Source organism: Butyricicoccus sp. AM05-1 (assembly GCF_003474415.1).
Taxonomy (GTDB): Bacteria; Bacillota; Clostridia; order Oscillospirales; family Butyricicoccaceae; genus Agathobaculum; species Agathobaculum butyriciproducens.
The window spans coordinates 38,032-53,945 of record NZ_QUDG01000003.1; the positions used below are offsets into that span (position 1 = coordinate 38,032).

Below are 15,914 nucleotides of genomic sequence, written 5' to 3' on the forward strand. Positions count from 1 at the left end.
CCCTTGTAAAATAGAAAACTTATTTACTTTGCAAGAAGGTTTTGTTCGGATACTTTTTCATCAGAAGTATGGCTTGTTTGGGCGTGGGGCATATCAGTCTGAGTTTCCGTCAAAGTCTGTGTTATGATAGTGTTCATATAACCAGTATTTTCCCTCAAACTCAACGACAATGTTATCGCCGTACTGATAAACCGCAGCCCCTACAATATCATCATTTGCTTGGAAATTTTCTTTTGGTTCTTCCGAAGAACTAACTGTGTTTTCGATTTTTCCTAACAAATTGAAAGAACTTTTTTCATCTGCGAAGTTGGGTTGAGAGTCAACGATTTGATAAAGCGTATCATTTACATAGACCATAGGAGCAATATCTCCAGAAATGGGAACCAATGCCTTTAGCAAATCTTCTCCTGTTACACCTAATTGTGCTTCATCGCTTGCAAAAGGAATACGCAGCAGGTATTGTTGGTCTACTTCGTAAAGATATATATAAATGCCTGAGCCAACATCTTGTGTGTCACCTAAAAGAGAAAGAACATCTTCTCTTGTCATGGTCGGTGTTAGTTCTTTAATTTGCTCAGATGTTACCTGCGTCGGTGTATCGAGCGGTTCTTTGTTTTCTGGTATTAGACTAAGGATTTCTTCAGTCAACGGGTTACTTTCTCCTGCGTCAATCGTTTTTGCAGCTTCTTTTATTTCTTTATGAGAATAGTCGCTCAAATCTTCAACAGCAATGCCGAGAGAATTGAGATAATCAACCGCTGCATTATATTGAATTATATCAACGGCAAATGCGGTCAATGGTATCATCAAGCACAAGCAAGCTGCAATAGCCCCCCACTTTACCCAAATGGGCTTTTTGGCTTTCTTCTTGTAGTTGAGAGCTTCATCGACATATTTTGTATCAAGTTCGCTCATAGCGTCGGAAAACTTCTTTGCGTTCATATGAATACCTCTCTTTCAATCAAGTATTGTTTCATTTTTTTGCGGATACGGGTCAGCCGGACAGAGATGTTTTTCTCTGAAAGCCCTACAAACTCGGCTATGTCCTTGTAGCTGTCAGAAAACCAATAGCGGCGCATGAAAATAACGCGGTTTTCGGTAGTCAGCGTGTCCAAAAAGCTTTCAATGATACGGGCTAATTCTCTGGCTTCAATTTCTGCTTCTACTGTGTTTGGGGCTGCTATACAGGCTTCAATTTCCTCTAAAGCAATCGTGTAATGGCTGCTTCGTTTGGCTGCTTCCTTTCTCCAATAGATTTTGAGCGAAATGTTCCGAACGATTTTCAAAAGATAAGACACCAGCGGGTTAGGTCGTGCCGGGGGGATGGCGTTCCATGCGCCCAAATAAGCATCGTTTACACATTCCTCCGTGTCTTGCCTGCTCCCTACGATATGGTAGGAAAGATTGTGGCAGACCTTTCCGTATTTTATATCCAGCTCTCGTATGCCTTGTTCTGAACGTCCAAAAAACATTTCTATGATTTTTTCGTCGTCTATCATCTCACCGCCTCCTTTCGGGCTTCACCTATGTACTACGGTTTCAGCGGCAAATACTACATCTAATCCGAAACTTTTTCAAAAAAATTATAGCACATCTTTTTGAATAGGGTGTGTCAAGTTGCCGGAATGTTTCTTTGCCGCTTTGCTGGCGGCGTTCCTCCGTTCCTCACTGTATGGGGCGGTCAGACGAAAAGAGAACCGCCCCTTGCGGATTTCAAACTCCATGCAGCCCGTGTCTGGGTCTGCGTCAGTCTGGCGGCACTGGTCGGGGTGCTGTCCGGCGTAGGCGGCAAGCCGCTTCTTTAAGTCGGTGTTGTGGGTGCGGATATAGATCAGCGGGTCTTTCTCGTCAAACCATATATCGGTGGTCTTTTCCTGCTTCGTAAGCCCTGTTCTCATAAACTCTCCTTTCTGCGCCCCTGTTACGCAATAGGGGCATTTTTCGGGTGTTTTTCCCGGCTCTTGACTTGGGGAAAATGAGGATTTTCAAATAGAAACCGCTCAGACAGGGAAATGGTTCGTCGGGGCGGCTGTTATCGCAAGATTTCTGTTTTTTCCGGCTCTTGACCGTCAGACGCGAATAAACGCGAGCTGTCGGCAAGTGCCAGTTTGAGCAGCTTGTCGCGGAATGTTTCTGTGCTGCTGTGATTGAAAAATAACTCCGCAACAATGGTCTGCCCGTTCCTCTGGGTCGTGATGATACTGTCGGGGGTCTGTTCTGCCATAGGCGGCTCCTTTCTCCGGGCGCAAAAGAGGGATTTCCCGTAGTTCGGAAAATCCCTCTTGGTTGACGGTTATTCTGTTTTACTGTGTGGGCTGTGCGGCGGCTGCCTGTGCCTTTCTTCTTGCCCGGTATTCCCGCGCTTTCATGCGGTCATACTCCCGCTGCTTTTCAAGGTTTCGCGCCCGGTACTCCCTTGAATACTGCCGGTGGTAGGCACGGCTCTTTTCCTTTTTGGCTTCTTCGATTTCCTCCCGCATTTGCCGGATTTCCTGCTCGGTCGGCTCTGCAAGCTGTGTCACTTCATTCTCAAACTTGCCGATATAATTGAAATATATGCTGATGTGCTGGATTGCGTATCTCGCCCTTTTCTGGTCGCGCTCATGCACTTCAATCCGGCTGATAAACTCGTTGAGAATGGTGGGGGTCAGGTCGGTAAAGGCGGCATGGCGTTCCGTCAGCTTCAAAAACTTCTGCGCCCGTCCTCCCGCGTTCTCATAAGCGGATAGCTGCTCTTGGAGCGTGGCAAGCTCCGCTTTCAGCGCATAGTATTCTTCCGAATACTTTTGCGACATCTGCTCATAACGGTCTTGCGGGATCGTGCCGAGGGCGTTGTCCTCGTAGAGCTTATTCAGCACCTTGTCAATCTGTTCAAGGCGCGTCGTGATTTGCGGAATACGCTTCTGCTGTTTCTTAGTCTGGTCGGTCTGCTGCATGGCAAGGTTCTTTTTCACTAAGGCTTCAAACTCCACCCGGTTGCTGATAGAATAGTCCTCGATTTTCTTCAGCACTTCCGCGATGGTCTGCATGAGCAAGTCCGCATCCATGATGTGCGGGGAATGGCATTTGGGGTTCTTGGCTTTCCCCTTGTGGTACTCGCTGCAATAGGCAACGTGCCGCTTGCTGCCGTATCTGTAATCTATTCGGATGTGCATTTTTGCGCCGCAGTCCTTACAGAAAAGTAAGCCCGACAAAGGGTGGATTTCCCCGTCCCCGTTGGGGCGTTTGACGGGTGCGTTTTCCAAAATCCGCTGTACGGTTTCAAAATCGCTGCGGCTGATAATCGGCTCATGCACATTTTCTGTGATGTGCCACTGGCTCCGGTCTACATAGTGGTTATGTTTATCCCGGAAATGCTTTGTGGTCTTGAAGTTGACTACATCGCCGCAATACTCCTGCCGTGTGAGGATATTGGTCAAGGTGGCTTTGTTCCACTTGTAACGGTTATCCTCGCCCAGCGTCTTATTTTTACAAGTTCCCCGCCCCCGGTCTTTCATGTAGAAAGTGGGGGGTGGGATTTGCTCCTGTGTCAGATATACGGCGATTTGATTGCTGTTCTTCCCACCGATAAACAGACGGAAAATCAAGCGGACAACCTCGGCGGCTTCCTCGTCGATTATCCAAAAATCCTTGTTGTCCGGGTCTTTGACATAGCCGTAAGGGGCTTCGGTGACAATCGGCTTTCCGCTCATGCCTTTGGTCTTAATGCCCGTTTTCACTTTCTTGCTGATGTCCTTTGCGTACCACTCCGACATGATATTGATAAAGGGCGCAAACTCCAATGTGTCGGGCTTCTCGCTGTCTATCCCGTTGTTGACCGCGATAAAACGCACATTGTTCCGTCTGAATATCTCCATCGCGTTGCCGACTTGGAGATAGTCACGCCCCCAGCGGGTAAGGTCTTTCATAATGCAGACACCGATTTTCCCGGTTTCCACATCGTCCATCATGCGGGAGTAGGCAGAACGGTCAAAAAACCTGCCGCTTTCGTCATCGTCGATGTAGTGCCGGATATTGGTTAGGTGCTGCCCTCTGGCATAGTTCTCCAAAAATATTTTTTGGCTCTGTATGCTGTTGCTCTCGCCGCCGTCCCTGTCCTCGTCGCCCACGGAAAGGCGAGAGTAAAGGGCTGTAATTTTGCTATAATCAGTCATGTGCATAACCTCCTGTGCGTCCATGTATGTGTCATTTACACTTAAAATTATGCACTCCACCGGACAGAGCCGTACTCCATGCCATGGCGATATTTCTTGGCATTTTTGCCTTTCAGGTACACGGCAAGCCGCAGACCTGTTCCGCAGCACACGCCAATCAGCAAATCCATCGGATGCAGACTTGGCATCGGATTGGAAAAGGCTGCACCCAGGGCAGAAAGAAAGCCGAGGAGCTTTTCAGACATGTCTGCGCCCTCGGCAATTCTCCACGCTTCTCCCAGATTGGTACATACAAGACCGGCAATGAAGTACGGCAGGTTCAGGATCGGCAGCTTTTTTGTCTTATTACTCATAGATCACGCTCCTGACTTTTGTGGCGAACCTTATCCGGCAGAATTGCAGCAACCAGTTCTTTGAGCTTGTTCAGCTGCTCCAGAGCACTCGGTTTTTCCTTTGCTTTCAGCTTGTGGTTGGTGAATTTCTCAAAAGCGGAAGTCAGTGCATCCGCATCCTTCGCCTAAAAAAACACCGTGTATTGGGGAGGAATCACATTTTGGTCTTTCGTAATGGCATAATCCACACCGTATTTCCGCGCCACCTGTTCAAAGCCTTTCAAATCCGTTTTCTCAATGGGAATACTGCTGACTCCCTGATTCTGACCGATCCGTTCTTTGATGCTCTGCTTTCCAATCGGCAGCTGCGCTGTTTTCTGAGCCACCTTCGCCTGATGGTGTCGTTTCCACGCATTATAGCCATTCACGATGGTGCGAAAGGTCAGTTTCGTGGTACTGATTGCCAGATTGACGGTACGATTTTCAACTTCTTCCTGCATGAATCTCCGCCTCCTTCCTTACAAACTGTCCTGGTCCGGTGCCGGCTTGCTCTTTTCTATAGGCTTTGCAGCCTTTTCCTCCATCTTCTTCACCATGTCATCCGGAACCGGAATTGCCATGATACTGCGCCCCATACGGACGAACATCTGGGGCTGATGGAACTGCTCCTCAAATTTCTGCATCTGCTCCGAGGTTAGAGAACCAAAGTCATCTTCTGTCAGCCCAACCACCAGAAAATCACCGGCATAAATGTCCTGCATATCCCCGTCTTCGGTGTAAATCGCACGGTTCAGCGGCAGGCCGTTGATTTTGCCGGATTCATTCAAAATGATGGCCACTTCATCCTCGAAAGGATAGGTCACTTCAATATCGCCGCCAACCATAGCCTGCAAATCTTCCAGCTCCGTGCCAACACTGATTTTCTTCGGGTAGGCGTTGGGCTGCACCAGCAGCACATCCATTGTTCTGTTCTCCGACAGTTCATGTTCTCCCACGGTCTTGAAGTCCACGCCGGTGAAATCGCCGGAATCCAGAACATAGTCCTGATTGTTCCATGCCTGCGTCACCATGCGTTCCGCGTCTTCCTGTGAGGCAGCTTCCACAGAAACCTTTCTCTGGAGAGTTTCCGTAATCTCCACATCGAATTTCTTCATAGGCTCCTCCTTAGATCAGGCGCAGTGCCGGAACCAGCTCGCCGCCAGCCCCCGGCAGGATCACCATCACAATGCTCTCCTTCGGGTGATCTTCACGGATTGCCTCCAGCATCACCCAGTTATGAAGCATCGCAATGGACTTCTCAAACATGGGATCATCCATCGGATTCGGCTGCGCTGCACCGTTGGGGCAGTTCTTACAGTCCATGCTGCACACCGCGTTGTTCTGATTCTTCTTAAAGTTCATCATCATAAAAATCTCCTTCTTATCGTTCCATATCTCGTTGTTTACTTCGCTGCCACTTTTCCAGCAGCCGGATAATCGTGTCCTGCATTTGCTTCGGCGTATAGGATTTCGGGAAATACTTCCAAAGAACCTCGTTTTTAATCGTCACATGGTCAAGCTCATCCTTTTTGATTTCATTCATCACTTCACACATGGCATCCAAGTTGCAGCCGCCCTCCTGCGAGAGCTTTTTCAGCCGCTGCGCCTGCGATAGGGATGGAGATGCCTGTGCATAGTCCATAGCCTCCAGAAATTCTTTTTGTTCGGACGCTTTCAGGTAAGACAACTCTACCGCCGGATTGAAGGCGATCTTCTTCTCATCCACCATATCCAGAATTTCAGGAATCAGATTGATAAGGCGGATAAACCGTTGAATCTGCCTTTGACTTTCTCCCATCTCCTCGGACATTACTGCCACCGATGTTTGTAACTTCTCGCCAAATTGGCGAGAAGTTGTCTCAGGCTGTAAATCTACCCTTTCACCCTGATGTTTCATTGCCTCCAACTTCATCTTGTAGGAAAAAGCTCTCTCACTGGGAAGGATATTTTCCCGCTGCAAGTTGCTGTCCACCATGAAAATGATTGCCGCATCATCGTCCATTTCCTTAACGATGACCGGCACTGTCTCCAAACCTGCCAGCTGCGCCGCATGAAGTCTGCGGTGTCCCGAAAGGATTTCGTATCCGCCTTCCGGGTCAGGTCGGACAATCAGCGGTGATACCACACCGATCTGCTTGATGCTCTCCACGGTCTGTTCCATCAGCTCATCGTCCAGCACCTTAAAGTGATGCCCTTCAAAGGAATGCAAGTCAGAAAGCGGCATCTCCGTCCGCTGCTCCTTAGCCGCAGCGTCGGCAGCTGAGCCACTGCGGTTTTCTGTTGTAATACTGGTTTTTGCTTTTGCCATTCAGCTTCTTAACCTCCTTCCAGCGGTGATAGATGTCATTCTTGCCTGCGAAAAACGCCTTTTTTGCCTTGCACTTCATAGATCAAGTGCCTCCTTAACGACCTGCTGTTTTTCTTTTCCAATGCTCTTTCTGCGGTCCTCTCCGCTGATTCGCACCGGCGTACACATTTCCAGAATCCTGCTATAGATCCGGGCGTATGCCACATCCTGCGGATTGCAGATTTCTGCAATCTTCAGATTGATTGTGATAATGACCGGAAGCCCGGACTTGTACCGCTCATCAATGACAGCATAAACCTGCTCCAACGCATATTCGGTGCTGCGCTCAATCCCAAGATCATCCAGAATCAACAAAGAATAGTTGGAAAACGAAGCGATATACCGGTATCGCTCTTCCGAATACATGGCACTCATCTGGTTCAGGATTTTGGAGAAGTTCGTCATCAAAAACGGAATACCCTGATCCAGCAGTGCATTGGCAATACATGCCGCCACAAAGGACTTTCCGGTTCCGACATCTCCCCATAACAAAAGGCCAAGGTTTTCAGCCTTGACCTTTTTCCACTGCTCCACATAGCGTTTTGCCATCTGGATATCCTTATTATCTTCTGCAACAGCAAAATTCCATTCCAGAAGATGCTTTTCCTGAATCCCCGTTGCTTTCAGCTGCCTGATTTTACGCTGCCGCTCCACCAGCTCATCCCGGCGTTTCTTCTCCGCCATCGCTTCCTGCTGGCATCTGCAAAGGCAGGGAACCATCTTGTCCCTGCCCCAGAGCTTTACCCTGCACTGCACCGGCGTGTGGCAGCTCCGATAATACAGCAGACCATCTTCGCCCTGGTATTCCTGCTCTCCGGGTTCTTTCGGCGTAAAGAGCGAATCCAACGCCGCATTCAAAACTTCAGGCACCATGTCGCTCATAGGCTGTCTCCTTCCTCAAATGTGTAGTCTGCCGGGTTATACTTCGGCTTTTCTCTCTTTGCCCAGCTCCGGATTGTGGCAAGGTGATTTTTGTAGCTTCTGCCGGTGGAGGCCATATACTCAGAGAGCCGTTCCACCCGCATCAGATAATCACCTGGAAACTCCTGCCGGAGCTTTCCGTATTCTGTGTCAGAGAGAAGGACATTTTCATATGAGCCATACCGGTGCTGGATTTCCTTTCTTTCTCTTTTATTGATTGTTTCAGTACTTGTTCTATTAGTACTTAATTGCGCGGGATTTTCCGTAACCGGTGTGTCCGTATCCGGATTTACCGTATACGGCTTTTCCGTACACGGTGATTCCGAACACGGCCTTTTCCTCGGCATCTCATAAATCACATACTCTGCTCTGCCCATCCGACCGTTGCTCTCACGCTGCTGGTTCCTTTCCAGATACCCAAGACGCTCCAGCTCTTTCAGAGCCGTAAGCACTCCATCTACGCCGTCCGGCGTAATCGAAGATAATCCCCGTACGAATAGTTCCATGTGTCCGGCAAACTGAGCAGCATCGTGAGAAGTCCTTTTCCTTTCAGGCTGAGACCCTGATCCCGCAGGTGGTAATTGCACATCGTTGTGTAATTGCTGTTCTTCTCAACCCTGAATACCGGCATGGTGCTCACTATCCTTTTTCGCAGGCTCCGCTTTTTTCTTCGGACATTTGCGCGGACGATCTTCGCTGTCCTCCCGGCGATGGTATTTGCCGGTATCCTGCATCATGCGTTCAAACGCCTGAAGGCGTCCCTCTGTAAAAAGCGTCATTCGATCACACCCCATTTCTTAAACAACTTGAAGAAATGATTCTTTCCCTTGCAGGTCACTCTCGTCTGCTGCACCAGCTTTCCGCTTCTGCCGTAGCAATCCCGAACAATAAAATAACCCCTTGCAGATTTGTCTGCAAAAGGCATCAGCCAGCCACTTGGACTGCGGTACAGATAGCGATGATCCAGCAAGAGAGCCACCGCCGTCTTCTCCGGAATTCCGATTTCCTTACAGAAATTCCGGATGCAGGTGCAATCCTCCGAATTTACAAAGGTATCGAAGTAGTCTGCCTTGGGCTGCGCCGCCTCCTGCAACACGCGGATCGAACCAAACTCCTGGTTCTCAAACACCTCATCATCTGCCTTGACTGTCCGCCATGACTGCCCACATCGGTGTCATGGGTCTTTTGATTGAAATCCGTCATACCTGTTACCTCCTGCTCAAATTTGTCTCGCCGGATTTCTGGCGAAAAAAATAGAGCCTCGACCCATTCTCGTTTTCAAAGAATGAGCCAAGGCTCTATGTAAATCAGTCAAGTATGTGTTCGTCTGTTGACGGCAAAATTGGACTTCATTTGCTCCTATTGTCCACCAGTAATTTGGCCACTATAAACCCATAAATTTCCGTTCAAATTCCATCAAAATCGAACAGTCCAAACAGAATTTTGGGTATAGAAAAAGCCCAGAAAATGGTGTATTTCCAGGCTTTTTAGCATTATTAAGCTGTAGATTAGCGCTTGGAGAACTGCGGTGCGCGACGTGCAGCCTTGAGGCCGTACTGCGCGAGTTTTTGAGCTGTTTTTCCTTGATATTCCGGGCTTTTCCGGCTTTCTGCTTCTCAGTTATCCGGTGTGCGGACCATAAAAAACGGCCTTTTTTCATTCAGCGATAGCCTGATGAAACGCACCATTTACTACCCCAAACAACTCCTCTGGTTTATTATACTTCACTTTTGCATAGATGTCCATAGTTGTTTTGCTGTTTTCGTGTCCGGCAAGGTATTGTACTGTCTTTGGATCAACGCCCGCATAGAGAAGATTGGTGATGTAAGTGTGCCGCAGCTGATGAGGTGTCACATCAAAGTCCAGCGTATATTTGATTTGGGGTTGATTCTTCTGGGTCATACCCAGCGTTGGAGTAACCGTATATTTGATACTCTCCCCATTTACATACTTATAATAGTTCCGGGGCTTAGTGGAGCGGACAACGACATACTGCCACACTCTTTGGAACTGCGAGGCAGCCAGTGGCTCTCCTTTGCTGTCAGCGATCACATAATCTGATATGGAATTTTCTTTCGTTTCTCTCAGACAGTCCACCAAACACTTCGGTATCGGAATATCCCTTTTTGCCGCCGGAGTCTTTAGCACCGTAGAAACCACGGGTCTGTTATGCTCTGTACGCCATGCCCGCCTCACCGATAGATAAGGTGTATCCTCGTCCAGAAACACACAATCCCATTGCAGTGCAAGAATTTCTTCCCGACGCAGACCGGAATACAAACCGAGCATAATAAACAAATATGGAGGAAGCCCCTTGACTGTATCCAGAAGCACGGCTACCTGCTGATCTGTCAATGCCTCCTTCTTTTTTGTCGGTTTTCCGCCTTTACCGGATATTCCCGCACAGGGATTGTGTTCAAGAATTTGGTTTCTCTCTGCCGCATAAAAAATGCACTTGAGCAGCATATTGACCTTATTGTATAAGCCTTCCGATTTCTTTGACAATGGAACAAGAGCCAGCCGAATATCGTCAGCAGTCACTTCTTCCATATACATCTCTCCCAGAGGTTTGATGATATAGTTTGTCATATCCCTCGTATAACCTCTGAGTGTAGACGCAGACACCTTTGCCGACTGCATCAGCAGCCACTTCTCTCCATACTCAGCTACTGTCGGGTGCTGCCGGTGAAAGATAATTTCTTCCACCTTCTTCCGGGCCTCTAACTGCTTCTCATACAATTCTTCACAAGTAGCGGCATACAAACTCAACTCTTTGCCATCTGCATCCGTAATCCTGGTTCTGTAATACTGGATTCCTTTCAATGTAATGGTCCCATACTTCGGGATCTGTGTTTTCTTTTTTGCCATCTTTGATCGTCCTTTCTTGATAATGTGTAGTCTCCGTATCTACACTCTCTTTTTATCAGAAAGCCTCGATTTAATCAAAGATACGGCTGATGTAAAACAAAGAGCGAGACATCCTTGCCTCGCTCCTGCTTTACTTCCTATTTTATTATTACTGTGCTGCGTCCCAGCTTGCAAACGCGCAACTCATTGATCTGACCAGCTCATCTGGTCTGTTGTACTTAACCTTTGCATAAATGTCCATGGTAATCTTGCTGCTTTCATGGCCTGCCAGGTATTGAACCGTTTTGGGATCTACCGATGCATGAATGAGATTGGTAATGTAAGTATGCCGCAGCTGATGGGGTGTTACTTCAAAGTCCAGACTGTAAACCACTTTTCCGTTATGAGCAGCCTTTTCCCCCAAGACAGGTGTGACAGTATGCTTTACTCTTTTTCCATCTTCATACCGATAATAGCTCCGCTCCTTGACCGTCCTCGTAACAATATACTGCCAAAGTCGCTTAAACTGCGTGTAGGACAGCGGTTCGCCGTCCCGGTTTGAAACCACATACTCCGAAGTCGATGTTTCCTTTGCTGCTTTCAAACACTCAGCCAAGCAAACAGGAAGAGGGATATTTCTCTCCGCAGCCTTGGTTTTCAATTCGTCTGAGATTACCGGTCTGTTGTGTTCTGTGTGCCATGCCCGCCTTACCGTCAGATATGGAGTATCCGTATCCAGATATACTGAATCCCATTGCAGAGCAAGAATTTCTTCCCGGCGCAGCCCTGCATATAAACCAATCATGACAAAGACATAAGGCGGCAAATCTCGGATAGCATCCAAAAGGCGTGCTGCCTGTTCATCTGTCAAAGCCTGACGATCCTCTTGTGGAACACCGCCACCTTTTGTCGTGAGATAAATCGTCGGGTTATGGTCAATGATCCTGCTTTCCATCGCTGCGCGAAAGATAGATTTGTAAAGGATTACCACAGATTTATAAACCGATGCAGATTTCTTGGAAACCGGAACAAGGGCAAGCTGAATATCATCCAGGCTAACCTCACCCATCCGTTTATCTCCCAATTCCGCTATAATATGCCGCCTGACCTTTGAGGTGTAATCCGTCAAAGTAGTAGCTCGTACATGAACCGACTGCATCAGCAGCCACTTTTCACAATACTCTGCAACTGTGGGCGTTTTCCGATGAAAAGTGGCATTCTCAATCTGTTCCAACGCAAGCGTTTCTTTGTTGTATAGTTCTTCAGGTGTTTTTGCGTAGATAGCTACGAGCTTACCATTCGTGTCTTTGATTCTGGTCCTATAATATAGGACACCTCTTTTCATAACTGTGCCATATTGAGGAAGCATTATTTTCCTATTTGCCAATTCCTCCACCTCCTAAGAATATACTCCAGCGCTGTATCTATGTTTTATCAGACCATTATGATTTCGACAAGGATACGGACCGGCTCACACTCCAGCTCTGCGAGGTTTACGATATGTTGCGTTCTTTTCTGCTGGCTTTGCTCTGTGGGTGCATTTTGCGATATACTCCTGAAGGCCCGCCGAGGTAAAGTACACACAGCCATTCTGCACATATTGCACATAAGAAATAAGGCCATTGTTACGGGCCGCGTCCAGCGTTGCAATGCTGATACCCAAAATTTCTGCTGCTTCTTTTCGCGTAATAAGTTTTTCCATAAAGCATATTTCCTCCAATCCGTCAAGTTTGTCATCGTGTTTGTTCAAAATCACATGAATACGCTGGCAGCCGAAACCACCAGCGCATGGTATCTGATTTTGAACAGAAAGCGGCAAACGCTTCCTATTTATATTTCTCAGCTTTCGTCACATTTGCCACGCCCCCTGACGATGGGAACACAATAGGTCTCCGCTGGCGCGGATGTCATAACTCCGCAGCATCGTTCGTAACGTGTGCCGCAGGGTTCCCCCCAAGTCTTTGGCGGGCCGTGAGGAAGTATCTTTAAGCCCCCATGTAGTCATCGCGCCAAATCTGCCACCATTCTTTTATGAAATCGTAGATCGCTCCGAAGCAGTGCTTTCATCACCTCCCTGACTGCTCTATCCTCGCGGCGTTTCATATTCGCTCATACATGGGTTTATGTACCTGTTGTGCTGTCTATTCGATTGTCAATGTGCAGATGAAGGAGGAAAACTTGTCCTTCTTATTAACACTGACAAAAAAGGCAAAAAACAGGCGCATCAAATGAAACTTTATCAAAAATATTTTCCGAGCTGCTTTAAGCCACGGCGGATACTGTCTCGAACACGGCTTGGATCTACACCTTCTACCCCGGCAATTTCATTTACCGTCATTCCCAGGTAATATCGGGCATAAATCCTCTTTGCCTGTTTTTCCGGTAAATTCATCACAGCAGAATAGACCTGCTCCTGAAGCTGCTTTTCCTCCAGAAGCATCTCCGGTGTTTTCGGCTTCAACAGCACCGCATTTTCAATGCCATTCTCGCAATCCAGAGAATACTGTGCTTTATAACGATACATCTTTCGCTCATACGCAGCCTCCGCACGTTCAGCTGCTCGAATAGTCTCCATTACTTCCTCTGTCACATCTACAAAAAAGTCTGTTGTATAAACATCAGGATAAAGTTCCCGAAGGTTAATTTTCTTCATTATGTACCTCCATTTCGATTCACGGGTGATTGACGAGTGAATCGAATGGAGGTGGGGAACGACACCGGTATACAGCCGGATTATCTCCGAAAAAAAGGCAACAAAAAACGCCAGATTCCCGCAATGGGAAACTGGCGCACCAAGAACAGTTATTATTATGCTGAATCACATGGAACGATAATGCCGATGCAATGCTATACTTGCCCGGAGGAGGGGCAATGCTTTTTTTAATTGATGTAGATCATGGGAGCTTTGAAAAAGCAAAAGAGACACGGCAAATTAACCTCCAAGCGGCTACCGTGTCCCTGCAAGTCGTCATTAGTTTGTGTAAACGCAAAGAAACGGCGGCTCTGAAATTGTCCTTCAAAACCGCCGATTGAGTTCAAACCTTAAAATAGCGCACGAAATTATCTGCCCCAGTCAACGGTTTTTTTCTTTCCCCGGACGGGGCAGATAACTTATTATGCAGAGCAGAGCGGAGCCGATGTGCGCTAATCGGTTCCTTGTACTTTCTCCTTCAGCTTTCGGAAAGATGTATCACTGATGGCGTGTTCAATCCGGCAGGCGTCTTGTTCCGCTGTTTCCTGATCGACGCCAGCAGCGATAAACTGCTCCATAAAAAACAAATGGCGTTCATAGATTTTCTCGGCAATCTCCCGACCTATGACGGTCAGATGAAGGAACCCATCATCATCCACGGTCAGAAAACCTCCATTTTTCAAAACGCCTACCGCATGGCTGATACTCGGTTTGCTAAAGCCCATGTGCCGGGCAAGGTCAATGGAGCGGACCATGCCCTGTTTCCTTTGAAGAACCAACACGGCCTCTAAGTAATCCTCGCCTGACGCATATAGTTTCATTGCCTCCTCCTTCCCACGGCTATTTTAGTTTCCATCCAATCGCTTTCTTGCGAATACCAATGAAATCTGCATAAATACCAGGCTGCCTTATCAAATCCTCATGTTTGCCTGTCTGAACAATGTGACCACCAGACAACACGAAAATTTGATCTGCGTTTCTGACTGTTTTTAGCCGATGAGCTATCATAATAACCGTTTTATTCTTTGTCAGTTCTGCAATAGCACTCATCAGAAGATTTTCATTTTCTGGATCGACGCTTGATGTAGCTTCGTCTAAAATGATGATAGGAGCGTCTTTCAGGATTGCTCTGGCAATCGAAATCCGTTGCTTTTCACCGCCGGACAATGTAGCGCCTCCCTCTCCAATTACGGTGCCATAACCATCTGGCAGGCTCATAATAAACTCATGGCAGCAAGCCTTTTGAGCTGCTTTTACAACTTCTTCATGGGAAGCCGCTGGATTGCCGAATTTGATATTATTTTCTATGGTATCAGCGAAAAGATATACCTTTTGGAATACTTCGCTAATATTGGTAAGCAGACTGTCCAGTGTGTAATCCCGCACATCTACACCGCCGATTGTAATTTTTCCTCCGTCAACATCCCAAAACCGGGCGATCAGGTTACAAAGCGTACTTTTTCCGGCACCGGACGGACCGACGATAGCCGTTACGGTTCTTTCGGGTATAGTCAGGCTCACATGATCCAGAACCTGGTGTTCGCCATAAGAAAAAGAAACATCATCAAAAACAATATTGTAATTTTCAGGCTTTACGGGTTTACCATGTTCGTCCATGACGGGAGTTTTGTCAATTTCGTTTACTTTGTCAATCGAAACATCCAGTAACCGCAGGAGTGCGGAAGTATTTCCGGCTGACTGAAGCTGACTAAAGAGCATAAATGATGCTACTGTCATAAGCAGGCAAATGGAAAGCGCCATCGTTCCATTCAGGTAAAAGTACAACCCCTCCACTATAACAAGAATACTTGTTCCGTAGAGAATGATTTGTTGCAGCATATTGTAAGGGACGAATGTACGCTCTAATTTCAGATTTTTATCCTTGCTGTCCAGAATTGCCTGTCTCATTTTGCTATTGGAATTTTGACCGAGGTTAAAGGATTTTACAATCAGCATCCCTTGAACGTATTCCAGCACATTAGAAACGAGGGCCTCCTGGGCCTGCTGTCTTTGTGGCGAAACCGTTTCCGATTTTTTCTGTAACCGGCCGATGCACCATGTAAAAAGCAGAATCCCGCACAAAATCGTCAGTCCGATCCGCCAGTCGATACAGAGCATAACAATAGTAATAATCGCTGCATGGATATAGCCGCCTAATATGTTGGTTAGCACCATGGACGCATTATTTTCAATATCGCCCATAGTCGTAGTGACGACAGAAGTCAAATTCCCCAAATTGTGATCGTTGAAATACCCCATCGGCATATATTTCATGCGATCTCCAATATGAATCCGTTTCTCCGCGCACATAAAATATCCAATTTGCACCTTGCCGAAATCTGAAATGTAGCTGCAATAAATTTTAAGCAGCATACTTGCCAGGGTGATTCCAAATATCATCCAGATCATAGACGTAGTAAAACCGTCTGTTAAACCCGAAAAAACCATGGCTAATGCTCCAAAGGACATCATATCAAAAAGGGAGTGCAGGACAGAAAAAAGGATAGCTTTTTTCATTGTCCCCTGCATTTTCCCTGAAAACTGATAAATCTTGCTTAATGTCTTTATCATCTTCGCACCTC

Annotated in this window: 20 protein-coding genes and 2 pseudogenes; 1 reads left to right on the forward strand and 21 read right to left on the reverse strand. The window is 47.2% G+C overall.

The genetic code is table 11. The features are described 5' to 3' along the window. Nucleotides 1-93: 93 nt before the first annotated feature. The 19 genes and pseudogenes from DW088_RS06095 to DW088_RS06185 form a co-directional block, all read right to left on the reverse strand. The gene (locus tag DW088_RS06095) at nt 94-942 is read right to left on the reverse strand and encodes a hypothetical protein (RefSeq protein ID WP_007887193.1); all 849 of its coding nucleotides are present in this window, start codon (nt 940-942) and stop codon (nt 94-96) included. Next, complete coding sequence (locus tag DW088_RS06100; RefSeq protein WP_118360135.1) at nt 939-1,499, reverse strand: RNA polymerase sigma factor; 561 nt, start codon at nt 1,497-1,499, stop codon at nt 939-941. Before DW088_RS06100 ends, DW088_RS06095 begins: the two co-directional genes overlap by 4 nt. Nucleotides 1,500-1,583: 84 nt before the next feature. Beyond that, nucleotides 1,584-1,898: a hypothetical protein gene (locus DW088_RS06105; RefSeq protein WP_118360136.1), complete on the reverse strand. Its 315-nt coding sequence runs from the start codon at nt 1,896-1,898 to the stop codon at nt 1,584-1,586. Nucleotides 1,899-2,032: 134 nt separating this feature from the next. After that, the gene (locus DW088_RS06110) at nt 2,033-2,224 is read right to left on the reverse strand and encodes a transposon-encoded TnpW family protein (RefSeq protein ID WP_015553283.1); all 192 of its coding nucleotides are present in this window, start codon (nt 2,222-2,224) and stop codon (nt 2,033-2,035) included. A 79-nt stretch (nt 2,225-2,303) separates the two neighbouring features. After that, nucleotides 2,304-4,178 carry a recombinase family protein gene (locus tag DW088_RS06115; RefSeq protein ID WP_118360137.1) on the reverse strand — a complete coding sequence of 625 codons (1,875 nt, stop codon included), beginning with the start codon at nt 4,176-4,178 and terminating at the stop codon, nt 2,304-2,306. A gap of 32 nt (nt 4,179-4,210) precedes the next feature. Then, a pseudogene (locus DW088_RS06120) lies at nt 4,211-4,507 on the reverse strand (VirD4-like conjugal transfer protein, CD1115 family); the annotation flags it as partial. Beyond that, nucleotides 4,504-4,986 (reverse strand): annotated as a pseudogene (locus DW088_RS06125) (PcfB family protein). The pseudogenes DW088_RS06125 and DW088_RS06120, both read right to left, overlap by 4 nt. Nucleotides 4,987-5,004: 18 nt before the next feature. Beyond that, on the reverse strand, nt 5,005-5,640 hold the full coding sequence (locus tag DW088_RS06130; protein WP_118360139.1) for a DUF3846 domain-containing protein: 636 nt from the start codon (nt 5,638-5,640) through the stop codon (nt 5,005-5,007). A gap of 10 nt (nt 5,641-5,650) precedes the next feature. Next, nucleotides 5,651-5,893, reverse strand: coding sequence for a hypothetical protein (locus DW088_RS06135; protein WP_243029817.1), 243 nt, complete (start codon nt 5,891-5,893; stop codon nt 5,651-5,653). Between the two features lie 13 nt (nt 5,894-5,906). Then, on the reverse strand, nt 5,907-6,749 hold the full coding sequence (locus tag DW088_RS06140) for a ParB/RepB/Spo0J family partition protein (protein WP_442861175.1): 843 nt from the start codon (nt 6,747-6,749) through the stop codon (nt 5,907-5,909). Nucleotides 6,750-6,765: 16 nt separating this feature from the next. Continuing rightward, a complete protein-coding gene (locus DW088_RS15845; RefSeq protein ID WP_158574624.1) occupies nt 6,766-6,912 on the reverse strand; it encodes a hypothetical protein in 147 nt (48 codons plus the stop codon). After that, complete coding sequence (locus DW088_RS06145; RefSeq protein ID WP_118360141.1) at nt 6,909-7,754, reverse strand: ATP-binding protein; 846 nt, start codon at nt 7,752-7,754, stop codon at nt 6,909-6,911. The genes DW088_RS15845 and DW088_RS06145 overlap by 4 nt, the downstream gene beginning before the upstream one ends. Further along, entirely contained in the window at nt 7,751-8,299 is a 549-nt protein-coding gene (locus tag DW088_RS06150; protein WP_442861174.1) for a hypothetical protein, read from the reverse strand. Before DW088_RS06150 ends, DW088_RS06145 begins: the two co-directional genes overlap by 4 nt. Before the next feature lie 105 nt (nt 8,300-8,404). Further along, a complete protein-coding gene (locus DW088_RS16040; protein WP_199720417.1) occupies nt 8,405-8,572 on the reverse strand; it encodes a hypothetical protein in 168 nt (55 codons plus the stop codon). Next, complete coding sequence (locus tag DW088_RS06155; RefSeq protein WP_243029819.1) at nt 8,569-8,922, reverse strand: phage antirepressor KilAC domain-containing protein; 354 nt, start codon at nt 8,920-8,922, stop codon at nt 8,569-8,571. Before DW088_RS06155 ends, DW088_RS16040 begins: the two co-directional genes overlap by 4 nt. A gap of 527 nt (nt 8,923-9,449) precedes the next feature. Further along, nucleotides 9,450-10,661 (reverse strand): tyrosine-type recombinase/integrase, encoded by a 1,212-nt coding sequence (locus DW088_RS06165; RefSeq protein WP_015518835.1) that lies wholly within the window; start codon nt 10,659-10,661, stop codon nt 9,450-9,452. Between the two features lie 148 nt (nt 10,662-10,809). Continuing rightward, nucleotides 10,810-12,027: a tyrosine-type recombinase/integrase gene (locus DW088_RS06170; protein WP_055224659.1), complete on the reverse strand. Its 1,218-nt coding sequence runs from the start codon at nt 12,025-12,027 to the stop codon at nt 10,810-10,812. Nucleotides 12,028-12,111: 84 nt separating this feature from the next. Continuing rightward, nucleotides 12,112-12,342 (reverse strand): helix-turn-helix domain-containing protein, encoded by a 231-nt coding sequence (locus DW088_RS06175; RefSeq protein WP_008728422.1) that lies wholly within the window; start codon nt 12,340-12,342, stop codon nt 12,112-12,114. Nucleotides 12,343-12,879: 537 nt separating this feature from the next. Beyond that, nucleotides 12,880-13,293, reverse strand: a complete 414-nt coding sequence (locus DW088_RS06185; protein WP_015518833.1) for a sigma-70 family RNA polymerase sigma factor — start codon at nt 13,291-13,293, stop codon at nt 12,880-12,882. A gap of 218 nt (nt 13,294-13,511) precedes the next feature. On the opposite strand from DW088_RS06185, the gene DW088_RS16045 reads away from it, so the two are divergent. Beyond that, complete coding sequence (locus DW088_RS16045; RefSeq protein ID WP_015529866.1) at nt 13,512-13,673, forward strand: hypothetical protein; 162 nt, start codon at nt 13,512-13,514, stop codon at nt 13,671-13,673. 111 nt (nt 13,674-13,784) lie between these two features. Here the strand turns inward: DW088_RS16045 and DW088_RS06195 are convergent, their stop codons facing one another. Both DW088_RS06195 and DW088_RS06200 read right to left on the reverse strand, forming a co-directional pair. After that, on the reverse strand, nt 13,785-14,153 hold the full coding sequence (locus DW088_RS06195; protein WP_117453447.1) for a metal-dependent transcriptional regulator: 369 nt from the start codon (nt 14,151-14,153) through the stop codon (nt 13,785-13,787). A 19-nt stretch (nt 14,154-14,172) separates the two neighbouring features. After that, a complete protein-coding gene (locus DW088_RS06200) occupies nt 14,173-15,903 on the reverse strand; it encodes an ABC transporter ATP-binding protein (RefSeq protein WP_117453446.1) in 1,731 nt (576 codons plus the stop codon). Between the last annotated feature and the right edge of the window lie 11 nt (nt 15,904-15,914).